The following is a 16,023-nucleotide window of genomic DNA, read 5'->3' as shown; positions in this document are numbered from 1 at the left end:
CTTACTTGCCTCCGAACAGGCGCTTGATGAGGCCCGGCTTCTCGTAGTTCACGAAGCGCAGCTCGCGGGTTTCGCCGAGGAAGCGGGCGACGACGTCGGTGTAGGCTTCGGAAACGTCGGTTCCCTTGAGGTGGATCGCAGGGGTACCCTGGTTCGAGGCCTGAAGGACGGATTCCGACTCGGGGATCACGCCGATCAGCGGCACGCGCAGCAGTTCCTGCACGTCCTTGTACGACAGCATCTCGCCTTCCTCGACGCGCTTGGGCGAGTAGCGCGTGACGAGCAGGTGTTCCTTGACCGGCTCCTTGCCTTCTTCGGCACGGCGGGACTTGGACTGCAGGATGCCGAGGATGCGGTCGGAGTCGCGCACGGACGAGACTTCGGGGTTGGTCGTGACGATCGCCTCGTCGGCGAAGGTCAGCGCTAGCACCGCGCCGCGTTCGATGCCGGCGGGGGAGTCGCACACGATGTAGTCGAAACCCATGTGCTCGAGGTCGCGGATCACCTTCTCGACGCCTTCCTCGGTCAGGGCATCCTTGTCGCGCGTCTGCGAGGCGGGCAGCACGAAGAGGTTGTCGCAGTGCCGGTCCTTGATGAGCGCCTGGTTGAGCTTGGCGTCGCCGTTGATGACGTTGATGAGGTCATACACGACGCGCCGCTCGCAGCCCATGATCAGGTCGAGGTTGCGCAGGCCGACGTCGAAGTCGATGACGGCCGTCTTGAAGCCGCGCAGGGCCAGGCCGGAGGAAAAGGCGGCGCTGGTGGTGGTCTTGCCCACGCCACCCTTGCCCGAAGTTACGACGACGACACGAGTCACGGTATGTCCTTCCTGAAAGTTTGCGCTGCGCTCAACCGAGCTGCAGCGATGCGATGTCGAGTTTCTGTTCGTTGCCGTCGGCCGTGAGGCGCACGAGCGTCGCCCGGCCCGCGACGGCTGCGGGAATGCCTTGCTCGAAGGTGCGGTAGATGCCCGCGATCGACACCAGTTCGGGGCCGAAGTTGGTGGTCACGATGCGGGCATCGGTGTTGCCCTGCGCGCCGGCCAGTGCGCGTCCGCGCAGCGGGCCGTAGCAGTGGATGCTGCCGTCGGCGATGACTTCGGAGCCGTTGCTGACGCCGGCGAGGAGCACAAGGTCGCCGCCGCGGGCATATACCTGCTGGCCGGAACGCAGCGGGCGGTCGATGTAGAGGGTGTTCGCGGACAGTGCCGATGCCGCGGCCGGCGCGGGCTGAGTCGCGGGTGCGGGTTCCGGTCGCGCCTGCGGTGCCGGGGCGGCGCCACCCTGACGTTCCCGCAGTTCGGCGCCATCGAGAATCGCGAGGCCGGCCTGGCGCGCCGACGCTGCGTGTTCCTCGGGCAGGCTGCGCACGCCGACGGGTTGCAGCCGGTAGCGGCGGAATAGGCTGGCGAGGCCGACCCAGTCGATGCGTTCGGGATGCGAGGTCACGCCCGAGAAATCCAGGACAGCCGCTTCGCCGTTGAAGAAGTCGGGCATGCCGCCGAGCATCAGGTGCAGGGCATCGGCGAGCCGTGCCGGTTCGGTTTCGCGTAGGACCGCGATGGTGGCGCCGAGCGTCGCGTTGCGGAACTCGATCGAACGGGCGGCGTTGGGTGCGGACATGGGTGCGAAGGGGCCGAAAAACTTTAAAGTCTACTGACGACAGTGGAATCGGGCAAGGTTCTCGCGGCGCATGCCGTCCTGCCGCGGCGGTGCGTGTCGGTGGGATTCTGCTGTGGGAGCGGCTTCAGCCGCGAATCGGCGTTATCGCACGCATCGGGGCACATTCGCGGCTGAAGCCGCTCCCACGCGAAGCCGCTCCCGGGGTTTCATGCGATTGCCCCAGGCTCAGTGCAGGGTCGGAGGCGATTCGCCGCCGGGGCCGGACTTGAAGAATTCGTCGATTTCACCCGGTTCGAAGCGGTATTCGTGGTTCGACAGGTCGTCGCGCACGACCAGTTCGCCGTGCTCGGCGTAGATGCGGCGGACTTCGCTTTCGCCAAGCGAGCGCAGCATCGCGATGATCTTGTCGCGGTCGGGGGGGAAGTCGTGGATCACCGGGCGGGGGTCGTACACGCGCACCGTCTCCTCGGCGAACAGTCGGCCGAGCAGGGTTTCGGGGTCGAGGGCGAGGAGTTCCTCGCGCGTGACGGTCTGCGCGAACTGGTGCACGCGCGACCAGCCGTCCTCGTCGCGCGCATCCGCGCCGGGCAGCTTCTGCAGGAAGAGCGCGGCGGCGGCGTCCTTGTTGCAGGCGAGCCACAGGCCGGCCGGTTGCTGTTCGGATTGCTGCAGGTAGTGCTCGAACACCGCCGCAATGCTGTTGCCTTCGAGTGGGACGAGGCTCTGGTAGGGCTGCGCCATGCCTTCGACGTCCAGGGTGAGCTGGAGAATGCCGTCGCCGACCAGTTCCGACAGTCGGTCACCTTCCGGGACGCGCTCGTCGAAAGCCGCGAAGCCGCGCAGGTTGAGGGCTTCGTTGCAGTCGATGACCATCAGGCGCACCGGGCCGCGTCCTTGCACCTGGAAGGTGAGGCGGCCCGCCTGCTTGAGGTTGCCGGCGATGAGGGCCGACACGGCGCTCATCTCTCCCAGCAGGGTGCCGACATTGCGCGGGTAGTCGCGCCCCTTCTGGAGCGCCTGCCAGACGTCGTCGAGGCGCACCACGGCGCCGCGGATGTCGAGGTCTTCGAGCAGGAAACGACGCACGTAGCTCTTGTGGTCCTTCATGGACGGGCTCCTTCCCGGGCGAACAGCGCCGCGAGGTGTTCGGGGTCGAATCCGGCGACGATCTCTCCCGACGCGGTTTCCATAACCGGCCGGCGGATGACGCTGGTGTGCGCGGCCATCAGCGCGATCGCGTCGGCGGCGGAGGCGATGGCCTGCTGCGCGGGATCGAGCTTGCGCCAGGTGGTCCCGCGCTTGTTGACGAGCGCCTCCCAGCCAAGGCGGTCGCACCAGCGTGCGAGCGTGTCGGGGGAAATGCCGGACTTGCGGTAGTCGTGGAAAGTGTAGGCGATACCCTGTGTGTCGAGCCAGGTGAATGCCTTTTTCATCGTATCGCAGTTCTTGATGCCGTAGATCGTCGTGCTCATCGTCATGCGTCCGGCCTTACTTGCGCAGCGCGCGCGCGAGCGCGTCGGCCATCGCGCCGCCGGCGGCGGGGCGGTCGTTGCCGCGCGATGGCGCGCGCGGGGCGTTGCGATCCTGCCGCGGGGCGTCCCCGCGACCGCGTGGGGCGTTGTCGCGCGCGCTGCCTGCCGGGCGGGCTGCGGCCGGTTCGTCGCTCATGCGCATCGTCAGCGCGATGCGGTTGCGCGGGAGATCGACTTCCAGCACCTTGACCTTCACGACCTGGCCTGCCTTGACGACGCTGTGCGGATCCTTCACGAAGCGGTCCGACAGCGCGGAGATATGCACGAGTCCGTCCTGATGCACGCCGATGTCGACGAAGGCTCCGAAATTGGTGACGTTGGTCACGACGCCTTCGAGCATCATCCCCGGCGCGAGGTCCTTGAGCGTCTCGACGCCGTCGCGGAAAGAGGCTGTGCGGAACTCGGGTCGCGGGTCGCGGCCGGGTTTCTCCAGTTCGGCGAGGATGTCCTGCACGGTGGGCAGGCCGAAGCGGTCGTCGGTGAATTCGACCGGGCGCAGCGTCTTCAGGAAGCTCGCGTTGCCCATCAGCTCGCGCACGTTCTTGCTCACCTTGGCGAGAATGCGTTGGACGACCGGATAGGCTTCCGGGTGCACCGAGGAGGCGTCGAGCGGGTTGTCACCGTTGGGGATGCGCAGGAAGCCGGCGGCCTGCTCGAAGGTCTTGGGACCGAGGCGCGGCACTTTCTTCAGCGCGTCGCGACTCGGGAAGGGGCCGTTGGCGTCGCGGTGTTCGACGATGTTGCCGGCGAGCGTGGCATTGAGGCCCGAGATGCGCGCCAGCAGCGCCGCCGAGGCGGTGTTCACGTCGACACCGACGGCGTTCACGCAGTCCTCGACGACCGCGTCCAGGCTCTTGGCGAGGCGCGACTGGTTGACGTCGTGCTGGTACTGGCCGACGCCGATCGACTTCGGGTCGATCTTGACGAGTTCGGCGAGGGGGTCCTGCAGGCGGCGGGCGATCGACACCGCGCCGCGCAGCGACACGTCGAGATTCGGGAATTCCCGGGCGGCGAGCTCGGAGGCGGAATACACGGACGCGCCGGCCTCCGACACCGTGACCCGGGTCAGGCGCAGTTGCGGCAGCGCTTCCATCAGGTCCGCGACAAGCTTGTCGGTTTCGCGCGAGGCGGTGCCGTTGCCGATGGCAATCAGTTCGACCGCGTGCTTTTTCGCCAGCGTCGCCAGCGTCGCGAGCGAGCCTTCGCGGTCGCGGCGCGGCTCGAAGGGGTAGATCGTTGCGGTGTCGACGAGCTTGCCGGTGCGGTCGATGACCGCGACCTTGACGCCGGTGCGGATGCCGGGGTCGAGGCCCATCGTGCAGCGCGCGCCGGCCGGGGCGGCAAGCAGCAGGTCCTTGAGGTTGCGTGCGAAGACGCGAATCGCCTCCTCCTCGGCGCGTTCGCGCAGCTCGTTCATCAGTTCGAGTTCGAGGTGCAGCGAGATCTTCACGCTCCACGCCCAGCGCACGCTGTCGCGCAGCCAGCGGTCGGCCGGGCGGCCCTGGTCGCGGATGCCGAAGCGCGCGGCGATGCGGCCTTCGCAGGGGTGGGGTGCGTCGGGGTCGGGCTGGTCGACGGTGAGCGCGAGGCGCAGCACGCCTTCGTTGCGGCCGCGCAGCAGCGCGAGCGCGCGGTGCGAGGGCATGGTGGCGACCGGCTCGCGGAAGTCGAACCAGTCGCGGAATTTCGCGCCTTCCGTTTCCTTGCCCTCGATCCCCGTCGAGCTGACCTGGCCGTTCTCCTGCAGCCAGGTGCGCAGGGTGCCCAGCAGCTCGGCGTCCTCGGCGAAGCGCTCGATGAGGATCTGGCGCGCGCCGTCGAGCACGCTCTTGACGTCGGCGAAGCCGGCTTCGGCATTGAAGTAGCGTTCGGCTTCCGTTTCCGGGACGAGGTTCGGGTCTTCCAGCAGCGCCAGCGCGAGGGGCTCGATGCCGGCCTCGCGGGCGATCTGCGCCTTGGTGCGGCGCTTCTGCTTGTATGGCAGGTAGAGGTCTTCAAGGCGCTGCTTGGTCTCGGCGGAGGCGATCTCGGCGGCCAGCGTGTCGGTCATCTTGCCCTGTTCGGTGATCGATGCGATCACGGCGGCGCGGCGATCCTCGAGCTCGCGCAGGTAGCCGAGGCGTTCTTCCAGGTTGCGCAGCTGGGTGTCGTCGAGGCCGCCGGTGACTTCCTTGCGGTAACGGGCGATGAAGGGCACGGTGGCGCCTTCGTCGAGGAGCTGGATGGCGGCAACGACCTGGCGGGGCTGGGCGGCGAGTTCTGCGGCGATGCGGTGTTCGATCGGGGGAAGCATGGATTCTGGCGGGCACGCACAGGCGCGCGCTTGGGAAAGAAGGGGGATGAGGGGGGCGATGGTGCAACAGGCGGGCTTGTCGATGCAAGCGCAGGGTAATCGCATGAAGCCCGGTAGAGCAGGGCTCGGGCTGTGTGCGGCTTCAGCCGCGAATGGGGCGGCTCGGGTTCGTCAGGCGTCGATTCGCGGCTGAAGCCGCTCCCACGAAAACACCCACAGGGGCGTGCGGGTGTCCGGGATGCGAGCGCCGTCCGGTTGCAGAACGTGTGGCCTCAGAGCGCAATGAGGCTCTGGCGGCCGACCCAGTTTTCGCCGGCGTCGAGCTCGATGCGCTGGCGCGCGGCGGCGGCCTCGACGCACAGCATGTGGCGGAAGCCGTTGGCGGGCATGTCGGCGAGCGCGGCGCAGCGCTCCTCCCACGGGTTCCACACCACGACGTCGGGGAAGCCTTCGGCGTTGATGCCCAGGCTGCGACTGCCGTCACGCAGCAGCAGCGGGCGCTTGACGTCGTGGTAGACGCGGTCGGTCTCGTCCTCGACGACCACGACGTCGCCCGAATCGCGCTTGACGCGGTCTTGATCGGCGGAGTCGCGGTATTCATGGCCGTAGAGGCCTTCGAGGCGGGCGTTCTCGACCTCATGCACGCGCAGGTAGGTGTGCAGCGCGGCGGTGAAGGCGAAGGGGGCGTGGCCAGTGTTCTCGACCTCGAGTTCGACGTCGAGGCGCTCGCCCTCGATGACCACCGTCAGCTCGGCGACGAAATTCTGCGGCCAGATCGCCCAGGTGTCGTCGGTCTCGGTGAAGCGCAGCGTCACCAGCGCGAAGTTGTCACCGGCGCGCTTCTCGGCAACCACCCAGGGGCGGGTGCGCAGGATGCCGTGCTTCGGGAGCTTGCCGAGTCCGGCGAACTGCGGGAAGCACACCGGGATGCCGCCGCGGATCGCGGTGCTGCCGTCGTAGATGGCGGAGGGGCTGAGGTAGAGACGCTCCTGGCCGCCGGCGGGGATCCACGACAGGACCTGTGCACCGAAAATGGACACGATGGCCCGGGCGCCCGCCTGCGTCGTGAGCGCGAGTGCGGGCTGACCGTGGAAGTCGATGGTTTCGATGTTTGCGGGCATTGCGGGCCTTCAGTCCTGCAGCGCGAGCACGCCGAGCTTGACGGTGCTGTCCTCGGGGTCGCTCGACAGCACGAAGCCGAGGCCCTGCACGAACTTGAGCATGCGCTCGTTGTTGGCGAGGAAGACGCCGTTCATGTACAGCAGGCCCTTGTTGCGCGCGGTTTCGATCAGCACGCCCATCAGCTTGCGTGCAAGGCCGCGGTGTTGCCAGTCGTCGGCGACGACGACCGCGAACTCGCAGGATTCGCCGTCGGGATTGACCGCATAGCGGCACACGCCGACCTCGACCTCGGTCACGCCATCCTCGCCGGGGATCGTCGCGAGGAAGGCCATTTCGCGGTCGTAGTCGATCTGCGTGAGGCGCGCGACCATCGCGGGCGGCAGTTCGCGCATGGTGTTCATGAAGCGGTAGTACTTCGACTCGGACGATAGCTTGCGCACGAACTCGACTTCCAGTTCCGCGTCCTCGGGCTTGATCGGGCGGATCGTGACGATGGTGCCCTCGGGCTGCGTCCAGGTGCTGGTGAGCTGCGAGGGGTACGGGTGGATCGCCATGTGGGCGTAACGGTCCACCGAGGGCGAAACGTTCTCGACCGTGACGCGTGCGTCCACCGCGACGGCGCCGTGTTCATCGACGATGAGGGGATTGATCTCCAGCGTCGTGATCCACGGCAGTTCGCAGACCATTTCCGACACGCGCAGCAGCACGAATTCCAGCGCCTCCATATTCACGGGCGGCATGGTGCGGAATTCGCCCAGCAGGCTGGCAACGCGCGACGACTTGATGAGGTCGTGCACGAGGTAGTTGTTCAGCGGCGGCAGCGCGACGGCGAGGTCCTTGTTGGCTTCGACGCGGTTGCCGCCTTCGCCGAAGGTTATCACCGGCCCGAAGACGGGATCGCGGCGTACGCCGACGACCAGCTCGCGGCCGTTGCGCTTGAGGATCATGGGCTCGATCGCGACGCCGTTGATCGCCGCATCGGGCTTGTTGCGGCGGACGTCTTCGAGGATTTCCTGATAGGCGGTGCGTACCGCGGCGAGGCTGCCGAGGTTCAGGCGCACGCCGCCCGAGTCGGCCTTGTGGATGATCGACGGCGAGTCGATCTTCATGACGACCGGCAGGCCGATCTCCTCGGCCAGCACCATCGCTTCTGTCGCGGAACGCGCGACGACGGTCTGCGCGATGGGGATGCGGAAGGCGGCGAGCAGCGCCTTCGATTCCATCTCGTTGAGCACCTTGCGGCGCTCGGCCAGCGCGGTCTCGATGACGAGGCGGGCGCTTTCGATGCTCGGCGGCTTCAGGTGCGACAACGAGGCCGGGGTCTGCATCAGCAGCTTCTGGTTGCGGTAGTACGCCGACAGGTGGCTGAAGAGCTCGACGGCCGGTTCGGGCGAGCGGAAGGTGGGGATGCCGGCGGCTTCAAAGGCCTTGCGCCCTTCGCGCACGAGCTCGTCGCCCATCCAGCACGTGACGACCGGCTTGTCCGCGGTCCTCTCCACCTCGACGATTGCCTGCGCGACGGCGGTGGGGTCGGTGATCGCCTGCGGCGTGAGCATCACCAGCACGCCGTCGACGTTCGGGCCTTCGAGCACGGCCTGCACGGTCTTCTGGTAGCGCTCGACGTCGGCATCGCCGAGCATGTCGATGGGATTGGCGCGCGACCAGCCGTGCGGCAGGATCGCATTGAGCTTCTCCATCGTCGCTTCGGAAAATTCGGATAGCGGAATGTTGAGATCCGCGGCGCGGTCGACGGCCATGACGCCCGGTCCGCCGCCGTTGGTGATGATGGCGAGACGGTTGCCGCGCGGGCGGAAGTGCGCGAACAGCGCGTTCGCGGCGGCGAAGAGCTGACCCATGTTGTACAGGCGGATCACGCCGGCGCGGCGCAGCGCGGCGTCGAACACGGCGTCGTCGCCGCTCACCGAACCCGAGTGCAGGCGGATCGCGCGCGCGCCCTGGGGATGGCGACCGACCTTGATCAGCAGCACCGGCTTCACGCGGGCGGCGCCGCGCAGCGCGCTCATGAAGCGACGTGCGTCGCGAATGCCTTCGACGTACATGATGATGCTCTCGGTGCGCGGGTCCGAGATCATGAATTCGAGGATTTCGCCGAAGTCGATGTCGCTCGAGGAGCCGAGCGAGACGACGGTGGAGAAGCCGATGTTGCTCGGCTTGGCCCAGTCGAGGATGGAGGTGACGAGCGCGCCCGACTGGGAGATCAGGCCGATGGTGCCCTTCAAGGCGCTGACATGCGCAAAGGTGGCGTTGAGGCCCAGTTCGGGGCGCATGATGCCCAGGCAGTTGGGGCCGAGCAGGCGGATGCGGTAGCGGCGGGCGGCCTCGACGACGTGGCGCTCGAGCGTGGCGCCGCGCGGGCCGCTCTCGGAAAAACCCGCCGAGAGGATGATGATCGCCTTGACCCCGGCGCGGCCGCAGCTTTCGACGACGGTCAGGACCTTCTCGGCCGGCACGGCGATGACGGCGAGGTCGAGGCGGTGCGGCACGTCTTCGACGGTCTTGTGGCAGGGAACGCCGAGCACGGATTCGTGCTTGGGATTGATCGCGAACAGGCGCCCGCGGAAACCCGCGTCGAGCATGTTGCGCACGACCACGTGGCCGATCGAGTTCTCGCGTTCGCTGGCGCCGATGACCCCTACCGATTTGGGTTCGAGCAGCGGGCTGAGGTAGTGCTTTTCTTTCATTGTCATTTGCCTGGATCCAGGTTCGTCAGCGGCCTCGCCCCGGTCGTCGGGGGCGTCGACGGCCATGCCGCGTGAATCGTGTCCGTGGTGATGCAGTCTGGTTCACCGTTGGTGAAACTCAAGTTTACCGCAGTGCACAAATCTTATTGTGACATAAACGGTAACGATATCGGGTCAGTATCAACCGCAAGGCGTACAGGTGGCGGGGCTGGCGCTGACGCGCTCGCCCGTGCGCAGGCGCGGCGGCGCGACTAGAATCAACGTTCCCGCGGCCTTAACGCCGACATCGACACATCTCCCCATCATGAAAACTCTCGCCGACTACCCCAATTTCCGCCAGCAGGCATACATCGACGGCAGCTGGTCCGACGCCGATTCGGGCGCGACCTTCGCCGTCCGCAACCCGGCAAGCGGTGAAACGATCGCGCACGTCCCCGACATGGGGGCGGCGGAGACGGCGCGCGCCATCGCGGCAGCGAATGCGGCGCTGCCCGCGTGGCGCCGCAGCCTGGCGAAGGAGCGTGCGGCGCTGCTGCGGCGCTGGTTCGCGCTGATCGTCGATGCGGCCGACGAACTGGCGGCGATCATGACCGCGGAGCAGGGCAAGCCGCTGGCGGAAGCGAAGGGCGAGGTGACGTATGCCGCCTCCTTCGTCGAGTGGTTCGCCGAGGAGGCGAAGCGCACGATGGGCGACGTGATCCCGACCGTGGGCCAGGACCGCCGCCTGCTGGCAATCCGCCAGCCGGTGGGCGTGTGCGCGGCGATCACGCCGTGGAATTTCCCTGCGGCGATGATCACGCGCAAGGTCGCACCGGCGTTCGCGGCGGGCTGCACGGTGATCGTGAAGCCCGCGGAGCAGACGCCGCTAACCGCGCTGGCGCTGATGGCGCTCGCGGAGCAGGCGGGCTTCCCGAAGGGGGTGTTCAACGTCGTCACCGGCGATCCGGTGGCGATCGGCGGGGAGCTGACGTCCAGCCCGGTCGTGCGTAAATTGTCGTTCACGGGCTCCACCGAGGTGGGTCGCCTGCTGATGGGGCAGTGCGCGCCCACGCTGAAAAAGCTGTCGCTGGAACTCGGTGGCAATGCGCCCTTCATCGTCTTCGACGATGCCGACCTCGACGCCGCGGTGGAGGGCGCGATGGGGTCGAAGTATCGCAACGCGGGCCAGACCTGCGTGTGCGCGAACCGCCTGCTGGTGCAGTCGGGCATCTACGACCGCTTCGCCGAGCGCCTCGCCGAGGCGGTGAAAGGGCTGCGCGTAGGTCCCGGAACTGACGCAGGGGTGACTATCGGTCCGCTGATCGACGATGCGGCCGTCGCCAAGGTCGAGAGCCACATCGCGGACGCGGTGGGGAAAGGCGCGCGCATCATGACCGGCGGTCGGCGCCATGCGCTGGGCGGTTCGTTCTTCGAGCCGACGGTGCTGGCCGACGTGACGCCGGCGATGCGCGTCGCGCGCGAGGAAACCTTCGGTCCGGTGGCGCCGCTGTTCCGCTTCGAGACCGAGGAGGAGGCGATCCGCATGGCCAACGATACCGAGTACGGCTTGGCCGCATATTTCTTCTCGCGCGACGTGGGGCGCATCTTCCGCGTCGCGGAGGAGCTCGAGTACGGCATGGTCGGCGTCAATACCGGCCTGATGTCGAACGAGGTGTCGCCCTTCGGCGGCATCAAGCAGTCGGGCCTCGGACGCGAGGGCTCGGTGTACGGCATCGAAGAGTATCTCGAAATCAAGTCGATCTGTGTCGCGGGCATCGACCGATGAGCGAAGAGATCTCCGCCGGCCACCCGTACCCGGCCGAACCCTCTGCGTGGGTGCGGCGCTTCCTGCCGCTCGTGGCGCCGGGGGGTACGGTGCTCGACTACGCGTGCGGTGCGGGACGCCATGCCCGCCTGTTTGCGGCGCGCGGTTATCGTGTCGTGGCGGTGGATCGCAACGCGGAGGCGCTCGCGACTTTGGCGGAGGAGCCGCGCATCGAGCCGCGCTGCGAGGACCTGGAGGAGGGGCCGTGGCCGTTGGCCGGCGAGCTCTTCGATGCGGTCGTGGTCACCAACTATCTCTACCGTCCGCGCCTGCCCGAGCTCCTCGCGTGCGTCGCGTCTGGTGGCGTGCTGATCTACGAAACCTTCATGCTGGGCAACGAGCGCTTCGGGCGTCCCTCGAACCCCGAGTTCCTGCTGCGGCCAGGCGAGCTGCTCGGCTCGCTGGGGACGGACTTCGCGGTGCTGGCGTTCGAACAGGGGGTCGTGGAGCGACCGAAGGCTGCGGTCGTTCAGCGTGTGTGTGCGGTCAGGCGTCCCGCGGACTCGACTGCGCTGCCACCCGCATCCGAGTGAGGATATGCGTGGGTAACGACCCCCGGAATTGCCAGAACAAATGGGTGATATGCCCCAAGTGGGGATTTCCCCAGTTGGCCGCGCAAGGGAAGTAAAGACGGCAAAGGGGCGTGATCATTGGTAGTGGGAACTTTCCCATCGGTGGCACGGTGCGTGCATAGGGACTAGCGAACCCGGCACTCGTGTCCGGGAATAGGCAGTCAGCCGCCCCGGAGGTCGAAAATGAATACCCCAAACGTCACCCTGCTCGGCGGCCCCCGTGTTTCGCGGGTGGGCGACTGGATCCAGGCACGTATCGAACGGCCGGGGCAGCATCGACACCTCGAGTTCGCCTGCGGACGGCGGGTGCGTCCAGTTGCGCGCCGCGGCGCCTTGCGCCCCTGAACGGAGGGCAGCGGAATGAGCGCCGGATTGATCTCCGCGCGTCTACTATGCGCATGCGTCGTTCCCGGTTCGGCGGGGGATCTATGGGGGCGCGAGTTGTCCGCCGTGGCGAATGCGGGCGGGGGGGATGGAGCGATGATCGGGGCCGGACCCAGGAAACCTGCGATGCCCGTGCAGTTGCGGCCGTTCAACCTGAGCCGCTGGTTTGCGCTGATCGGGCTGCTGTCGATTGCATCGATCTCGGCGACTGCGGCATACCTGATCTCGGACTTCGTGACCGAACGCATGGTGCGACAGGAAGGCCAGTTGACCATGGAAATGGTCGAGAACCTGATGCTGACCGAGCAGTCGATGCGCAGGCTTCTTGTCGAGCGCGAACCGGTAAGCGTCGACGAACCCGGTGGGGCGTTTTCCCATCTCGCGCTGATGCCGGGGGTGCTGAGGGCCAATCTCTACGATACGTCGCGCCGCATCCTGTGGTCGAGCGAGGCCGAGTTGATCGGTCAGCAGTTCGGTGCGAACGAGGAGCTGGACGAGGCCCTCGCGGGGAGGCTGGTGGCGCACGGCAGGCGCCATGAGGTGAAGGAGAAGGCGGAGCATATGCATCTGGCGCGGGCGGCCAACTTCTTCGTCGAGATCTATCTGCCGGTGCGCGACACCGACGGGACGGTGCTGGGGGCGATCGAGTTCTACAAGAATCCGGTGGCGCTCTTCAATGCCTTGCAGCAACTGAACCGCAACATCGCCGTCGGCGCGGCGCTGGCGGGGCTGTTCCTGTATGCCGCGCTGTTCTGGATGGTGCGACGGGCGGACCTGCTGATCTCCGAACAGCAGCGCCGCCTGGTCGACGCCGAGACGCTCGCCGTGGTCGGGGAAATGAGTTCCGCGGTCGCGCACGGCATACGCAATCCGCTCGCGTCGATCCGCAGCTCCGCCGAGCTGATCCTGGTGACCGACGAGAACACGGGGCGTGAGGCGGCGGGCGATATCATCTCCGAATCCGACCGCCTCGAAGCCTGGGTGCGCGAGCTGCTCTCCTATTCGCGGCCGCTCGACGAGAAGGCCGGGGCGGTATCGCTCGGGCCCATCGTCGGGCGCTGTGTGGACGAATTCGGACGCGAATTGCACAGGCGGCACATCACCGCGTCGCTGCAGATGCCTGCGCAGATTCCTCCGGTACACGGTGATCCGCTGCTGCTCGCGCAGGTCCTGCACAGCCTCGTGGCGAACGCGATCGAGGCCGTCCAGGCCGATGGGCGGCTGGAAATCCGCTGCGAGAGCGCGCGTGGCGGACGCCATGTGGTGCTCACGGTGCGCGACAGCGGGCCGGGCATGACCGCGGAGCAGCTGCAGCGCGCAGGCAAGCCGTTCTACACCACCAAGACGCAGGGCCTGGGTGTCGGTCTCGCGCTCGCCCGGCGCATCATCGAGCGCTATGGCGGCACGATGGACATCGACAGTGCGCCGGGCTGCGGGACCGCCGTGCATCTGACGCTGACGTGCGCTTGACGGATTGGAGCAGGCAGGAGAGGGGCTATGGGGCGCGCGATTCTGGTTATCGAGGATGAGGCGGTTCTCGGCAAGAACATCCGCATCTATCTGGAGCGCAGCGGCTACGACGTGCGCGTCGCGGGCAGCGCGGAAGAGGGCCTGGCGCTGCTCGACGTCTTCAAGCCCGACGCGGTGATCCTCGATTTCAACCTGCCCGGCCTCAATGGCCTCGAGGCGCTCACGCGGGTGCGGGCCTTCGACTCCGGCATCCCCGTCATCATGATCACCGGCCACGGCACGGTCGAGCTCGCGGTCGAGGCGATGAAGGCGGGGGCGCGCGACTTCCTCACCAAGCCGGTCGCACTGGGCAAGCTCAAGCTGCTGGTCGACAAGGCTTTCGACGAGAAGCAGCGCGACAGTGCGCTCGACTACTACCAGCGCCGCGAGGCCGATGCCACCGACCTGGCGAGCCTGTTCGGCGATTCGCCGCCCATGACGGCGCTGAAGAACACGCTGCGCCAGTTGCTCGACGCCGAGTCCCAGCTGCTGGACAGCGATGCCCCGGCCGTGCTGGTGCTGGGCGAAACCGGTACCGGCAAGGAGTTGGTCGCGCGGGCGCTGCACTTCAACGGGCCGCGGCGCGACAAGCCCTTCGTCGAACTCAATTGCGCGTCGATTCCCTCGCAACTGCTCGAATCCGAACTGTTCGGCTACGAACGCGGTGCGTTCACGGACGCACGCGAGCGCAAACTCGGTCTCGTCGAGACGGCGGAGGGGGGCACCCTGTTCCTTGACGAGATCGGCGACATGGATCTGTCGCTGCAGGCGAAGCTGCTGAAACTGCTGGAAGAGAAGACCGTGCGGCGCATCGGCAGCCTGCGCGACCAGCGCGTCAACGTGCGCATCGTCGCGGCCACCCATCGCCCGATGGAGGCGCTGGTGCGCGAGGGACGCTTCCGCGCAGATCTCTATTTCCGCCTATGCGTGTTCCAGTTGACCCTGCCACCGCTGCGCGAGCGTGGTGCGGACATCCTGTCGCTCGCCCGTCACTTCATCGCGCTTCACGCCTCGCGCTACGGCAAGCATCCCCCCGCACTGACGCGGGGTGCGGAGGCGCTGCTGCTCGCGCACTGCTGGCCGGGCAACGTGCGCGAGCTGCGCAACGTGCTCGAGCAGGCCGTGCTGCTGGCGACGGGGCCGACGATAGACGTCTCGCAGCTGTCGCTGTCGACCGTGGTCAGCGTGCCGCCGCTGGGGCATGAGGTGCCGGACGCCGCACCCGCGGCACCTCCAGCGCCCTCGGCCCCGCAGACGCTGGAGGACATGGAGCGCCGCGCGCTCCTCGATGCGCTGCGCCGGACGGGCTGGAATGTGTCGCGCGCGGCCCGCGTGCTCGGCATCAGCCGCGATACGCTGCGCTACCGCATCGACAAGTTCGGGCTCACCGTGACCAGCGTGTGAGCCCCTTCACGCCTGTGCGGCGAGGATACGTTGCGCCAGTTCGCGGATGCCGGCGGGCGTGAGGTCGTCGCAGGCGAAACTCGGGGCTTCAGGGAAGCGCGCGAAGTTGCGGTTCTGCGAGCGGTGGTAGAGCGGGTCGTAGTGCAGGTCGATGAACTCCCCGTACAGCGTGTGCAGGTCGCGCTGCCGGGCGAGCTCCTTCCAGCGTTCGAGCACTTCGTTGCTCTGCAGGCCGCGCAGGAATTCGATACGGTTCTGCAGGTCGGGCACGTCGCGGCCGAGGTAGTCGTAGTCGCGCACCAGAAATTCGATGCGCGCGTCGCGGGCGGCTTCGATCGCGACGCAGGCGCTCGCTCGCATGTGTGCGATCAGGCCTTCGGGGAGGTGGATGCGGCCGATCTTGCGGCTCTCGGCCTCGACGAAGACCGGCCGCGCCGGGTCGAAGCCGTGCAGCTTCTGGTACAGGCGGGTCTCGAAGGACTTCTGCGTCGGCTGCGGACGGTCGGGCAGAGCGCCCAGCACCGAACCCTTGTGCGCGGCGAGATCCTCCAGGTCGAGCACCTGAGCGCCGAGCGCGGCGAGCTGTTCGAGCACGCGCGTCTTGCCGCTGCCCGTCGCCCCGCAGAGCACGCGCAGGTCGAAGCGCTGCGGCAGCGTTTCCAGTTCGGTGACGACCATGCGCCGCCAGTTCTTGTAGCCCCCTTCGAGCTGGCACGCGTCCCAGCCGATGAGCCGCAGCCAGGTCACGAAGGAGCCGCTGCGCTGGCCGCCGCGCCAGCAATAGACGAGCGGGCGCCAGTCCTTGGGTTTGTCCTGGAAGCGCTCGCGCAGGTGGCGGGCGATGTTCTCGGCGACCATCGCCGCGCCGATGCGGCGCGCCTCGAAGGCCGACTGCTGCTTGTAGATGGTGCCGACGATGGCGCGCTGCTCGTTGTCCAGCACCGGGCAGCTGACCGCGCCGGGGATGTGGTCTTCCTCGAATTCCGCGGGGCTGCGGGCGTCGATGAACTCGTCAAAGGTGTCCAGCTGTGCTACGGTCGCGATGCCTTTTTTCATGCCTTGTCGCGGCGCGCCGGCAT

At 67.5% G+C, this 16,023-nt stretch carries 13 protein-coding genes; 5 read left to right on the top strand and 8 right to left on the bottom strand.

Annotated elements, in window-relative coordinates; genetic code table 11:
• Position 1: 1 nt before the first annotated feature.
• The 7 genes from minD to GO615_RS03045 all read right to left on the bottom strand — a co-directional run bounded on the left by minD (position 2) and on the right by GO615_RS03045 (position 9,271).
• Positions 2-817, bottom strand: a complete 816-nt coding sequence (gene minD / locus GO615_RS03075; RefSeq protein ID WP_169125576.1) for a septum site-determining protein MinD — start codon at positions 815-817, stop codon at positions 2-4.
• A 31-nt stretch (positions 818-848) separates the two neighbouring features.
• Positions 849-1,622, bottom strand: a complete 774-nt coding sequence (gene minC, locus GO615_RS03070) for a septum site-determining protein MinC (RefSeq protein WP_169125575.1) — start codon at positions 1,620-1,622, stop codon at positions 849-851.
• 225 nt (positions 1,623-1,847) lie between these two features.
• Entirely contained in the window at positions 1,848-2,729 is an 882-nt protein-coding gene (gene hslO / locus GO615_RS03065) for an Hsp33 family molecular chaperone HslO (RefSeq protein WP_169125574.1), read from the bottom strand.
• Positions 2,726-3,094 carry an ArsC family reductase gene (locus tag GO615_RS03060; protein WP_169125573.1) on the bottom strand — a complete coding sequence of 123 codons (369 nt, stop codon included), beginning with the start codon at positions 3,092-3,094 and terminating at the stop codon, positions 2,726-2,728. The genes hslO and GO615_RS03060 overlap by 4 nt, the downstream gene beginning before the upstream one ends.
• Positions 3,095-3,110: 16 nt before the next feature.
• On the bottom strand, positions 3,111-5,447 hold the full coding sequence (locus tag GO615_RS03055; RefSeq protein WP_169125572.1) for a Tex family protein: 2,337 nt from the start codon (positions 5,445-5,447) through the stop codon (positions 3,111-3,113).
• Positions 5,448-5,719: 272 nt separating this feature from the next.
• Entirely contained in the window at positions 5,720-6,568 is an 849-nt protein-coding gene (locus tag GO615_RS03050) for a D-hexose-6-phosphate mutarotase (protein ID WP_169125571.1), read from the bottom strand.
• Positions 6,569-6,577: 9 nt separating this feature from the next.
• Complete coding sequence (locus GO615_RS03045; protein WP_169125624.1) at positions 6,578-9,271, bottom strand: bifunctional acetate--CoA ligase family protein/GNAT family N-acetyltransferase; 2,694 nt, start codon at positions 9,269-9,271, stop codon at positions 6,578-6,580.
• 304 nt (positions 9,272-9,575) lie between these two features.
• On the opposite strand from GO615_RS03045, the gene GO615_RS03040 reads away from it, so the two are divergent.
• The 5 genes from GO615_RS03040 to GO615_RS03020 all read left to right on the top strand — a co-directional run bounded on the left by GO615_RS03040 (position 9,576) and on the right by GO615_RS03020 (position 14,944).
• Positions 9,576-11,036, top strand: coding sequence for an NAD-dependent succinate-semialdehyde dehydrogenase (locus GO615_RS03040; RefSeq protein WP_169125570.1), 1,461 nt, complete (start codon positions 9,576-9,578; stop codon positions 11,034-11,036).
• Positions 11,033-11,608 carry a class I SAM-dependent methyltransferase gene (locus tag GO615_RS03035; protein WP_169125569.1) on the top strand — a complete coding sequence of 192 codons (576 nt, stop codon included), beginning with the start codon at positions 11,033-11,035 and terminating at the stop codon, positions 11,606-11,608. The genes GO615_RS03040 and GO615_RS03035 overlap by 4 nt, the downstream gene beginning before the upstream one ends.
• Positions 11,609-11,830: 222 nt before the next feature.
• Positions 11,831-11,992 (top strand): hypothetical protein, encoded by a 162-nt coding sequence (locus GO615_RS03030; protein WP_211166931.1) that lies wholly within the window; start codon positions 11,831-11,833, stop codon positions 11,990-11,992.
• A 165-nt stretch (positions 11,993-12,157) separates the two neighbouring features.
• Entirely contained in the window at positions 12,158-13,501 is a 1,344-nt protein-coding gene (locus GO615_RS03025) for a sensor histidine kinase (RefSeq protein ID WP_246262121.1), read from the top strand.
• 27 nt (positions 13,502-13,528) lie between these two features.
• Positions 13,529-14,944: a sigma-54-dependent transcriptional regulator gene (locus GO615_RS03020; RefSeq protein ID WP_169125567.1), complete on the top strand. Its 1,416-nt coding sequence runs from the start codon at positions 13,529-13,531 to the stop codon at positions 14,942-14,944.
• Between the two features lie 6 nt (positions 14,945-14,950).
• Here the strand turns inward: GO615_RS03020 and mnmH are convergent, their stop codons facing one another.
• On the bottom strand, positions 14,951-16,000 hold the full coding sequence (gene mnmH / locus GO615_RS03015; RefSeq protein ID WP_169125566.1) for a tRNA 2-selenouridine(34) synthase MnmH: 1,050 nt from the start codon (positions 15,998-16,000) through the stop codon (positions 14,951-14,953).
• Positions 16,001-16,023: the final 23 nt, after the last annotated feature.

The organism is Aromatoleum evansii, from assembly GCF_012910805.1.
Lineage (GTDB): Bacteria > Pseudomonadota > Gammaproteobacteria > Burkholderiales > Rhodocyclaceae > Aromatoleum > Aromatoleum evansii.
The sequence above is the reverse complement of the archived record's forward strand: the minus strand, read 5'-3'. Positions and strand labels throughout refer to the sequence as shown.

Bases quoted from the DNA above. Each gene is read 5' to 3' on its own strand.
- GO615_RS03020 (WP_169125567.1), top strand. From the start codon at position 13,529: ATGGGGCGCGCGATTCTGGTTATCGAGGATGAGGCGGTTCTCGGCAAG.
- GO615_RS03060 (WP_169125573.1), bottom strand. From the start codon at position 3,094: ATGAGCACGACGATCTACGGCATCAAGAACTGCGATACGATGAAAAAG.
- GO615_RS03040 (WP_169125570.1), top strand. From the start codon at position 9,576: ATGAAAACTCTCGCCGACTACCCCAATTTCCGCCAGCAGGCATACATC.
- GO615_RS03030 (WP_211166931.1), top strand. From the start codon at position 11,831: ATGAATACCCCAAACGTCACCCTGCTCGGCGGCCCCCGTGTTTCGCGG.
- GO615_RS03055 (WP_169125572.1), bottom strand. From the start codon at position 5,447: ATGCTTCCCCCGATCGAACACCGCATCGCCGCAGAACTCGCCGCCCAG.
- mnmH (WP_169125566.1), bottom strand. From the start codon at position 16,000: ATGAAAAAAGGCATCGCGACCGTAGCACAGCTGGACACCTTTGACGAG.
- GO615_RS03050 (WP_169125571.1), bottom strand. From the start codon at position 6,568: ATGCCCGCAAACATCGAAACCATCGACTTCCACGGTCAGCCCGCACTC.
- minC (WP_169125575.1), bottom strand. From the start codon at position 1,622: ATGTCCGCACCCAACGCCGCCCGTTCGATCGAGTTCCGCAACGCGACG.
- hslO (WP_169125574.1), bottom strand. From the start codon at position 2,729: ATGAAGGACCACAAGAGCTACGTGCGTCGTTTCCTGCTCGAAGACCTC.
- GO615_RS03025 (WP_246262121.1), top strand. From the start codon at position 12,158: ATGCCCGTGCAGTTGCGGCCGTTCAACCTGAGCCGCTGGTTTGCGCTG.
- GO615_RS03045 (WP_169125624.1), bottom strand. From the start codon at position 9,271: ATGAAAGAAAAGCACTACCTCAGCCCGCTGCTCGAACCCAAATCGGTA.
- GO615_RS03035 (WP_169125569.1), top strand. From the start codon at position 11,033: ATGAGCGAAGAGATCTCCGCCGGCCACCCGTACCCGGCCGAACCCTCT.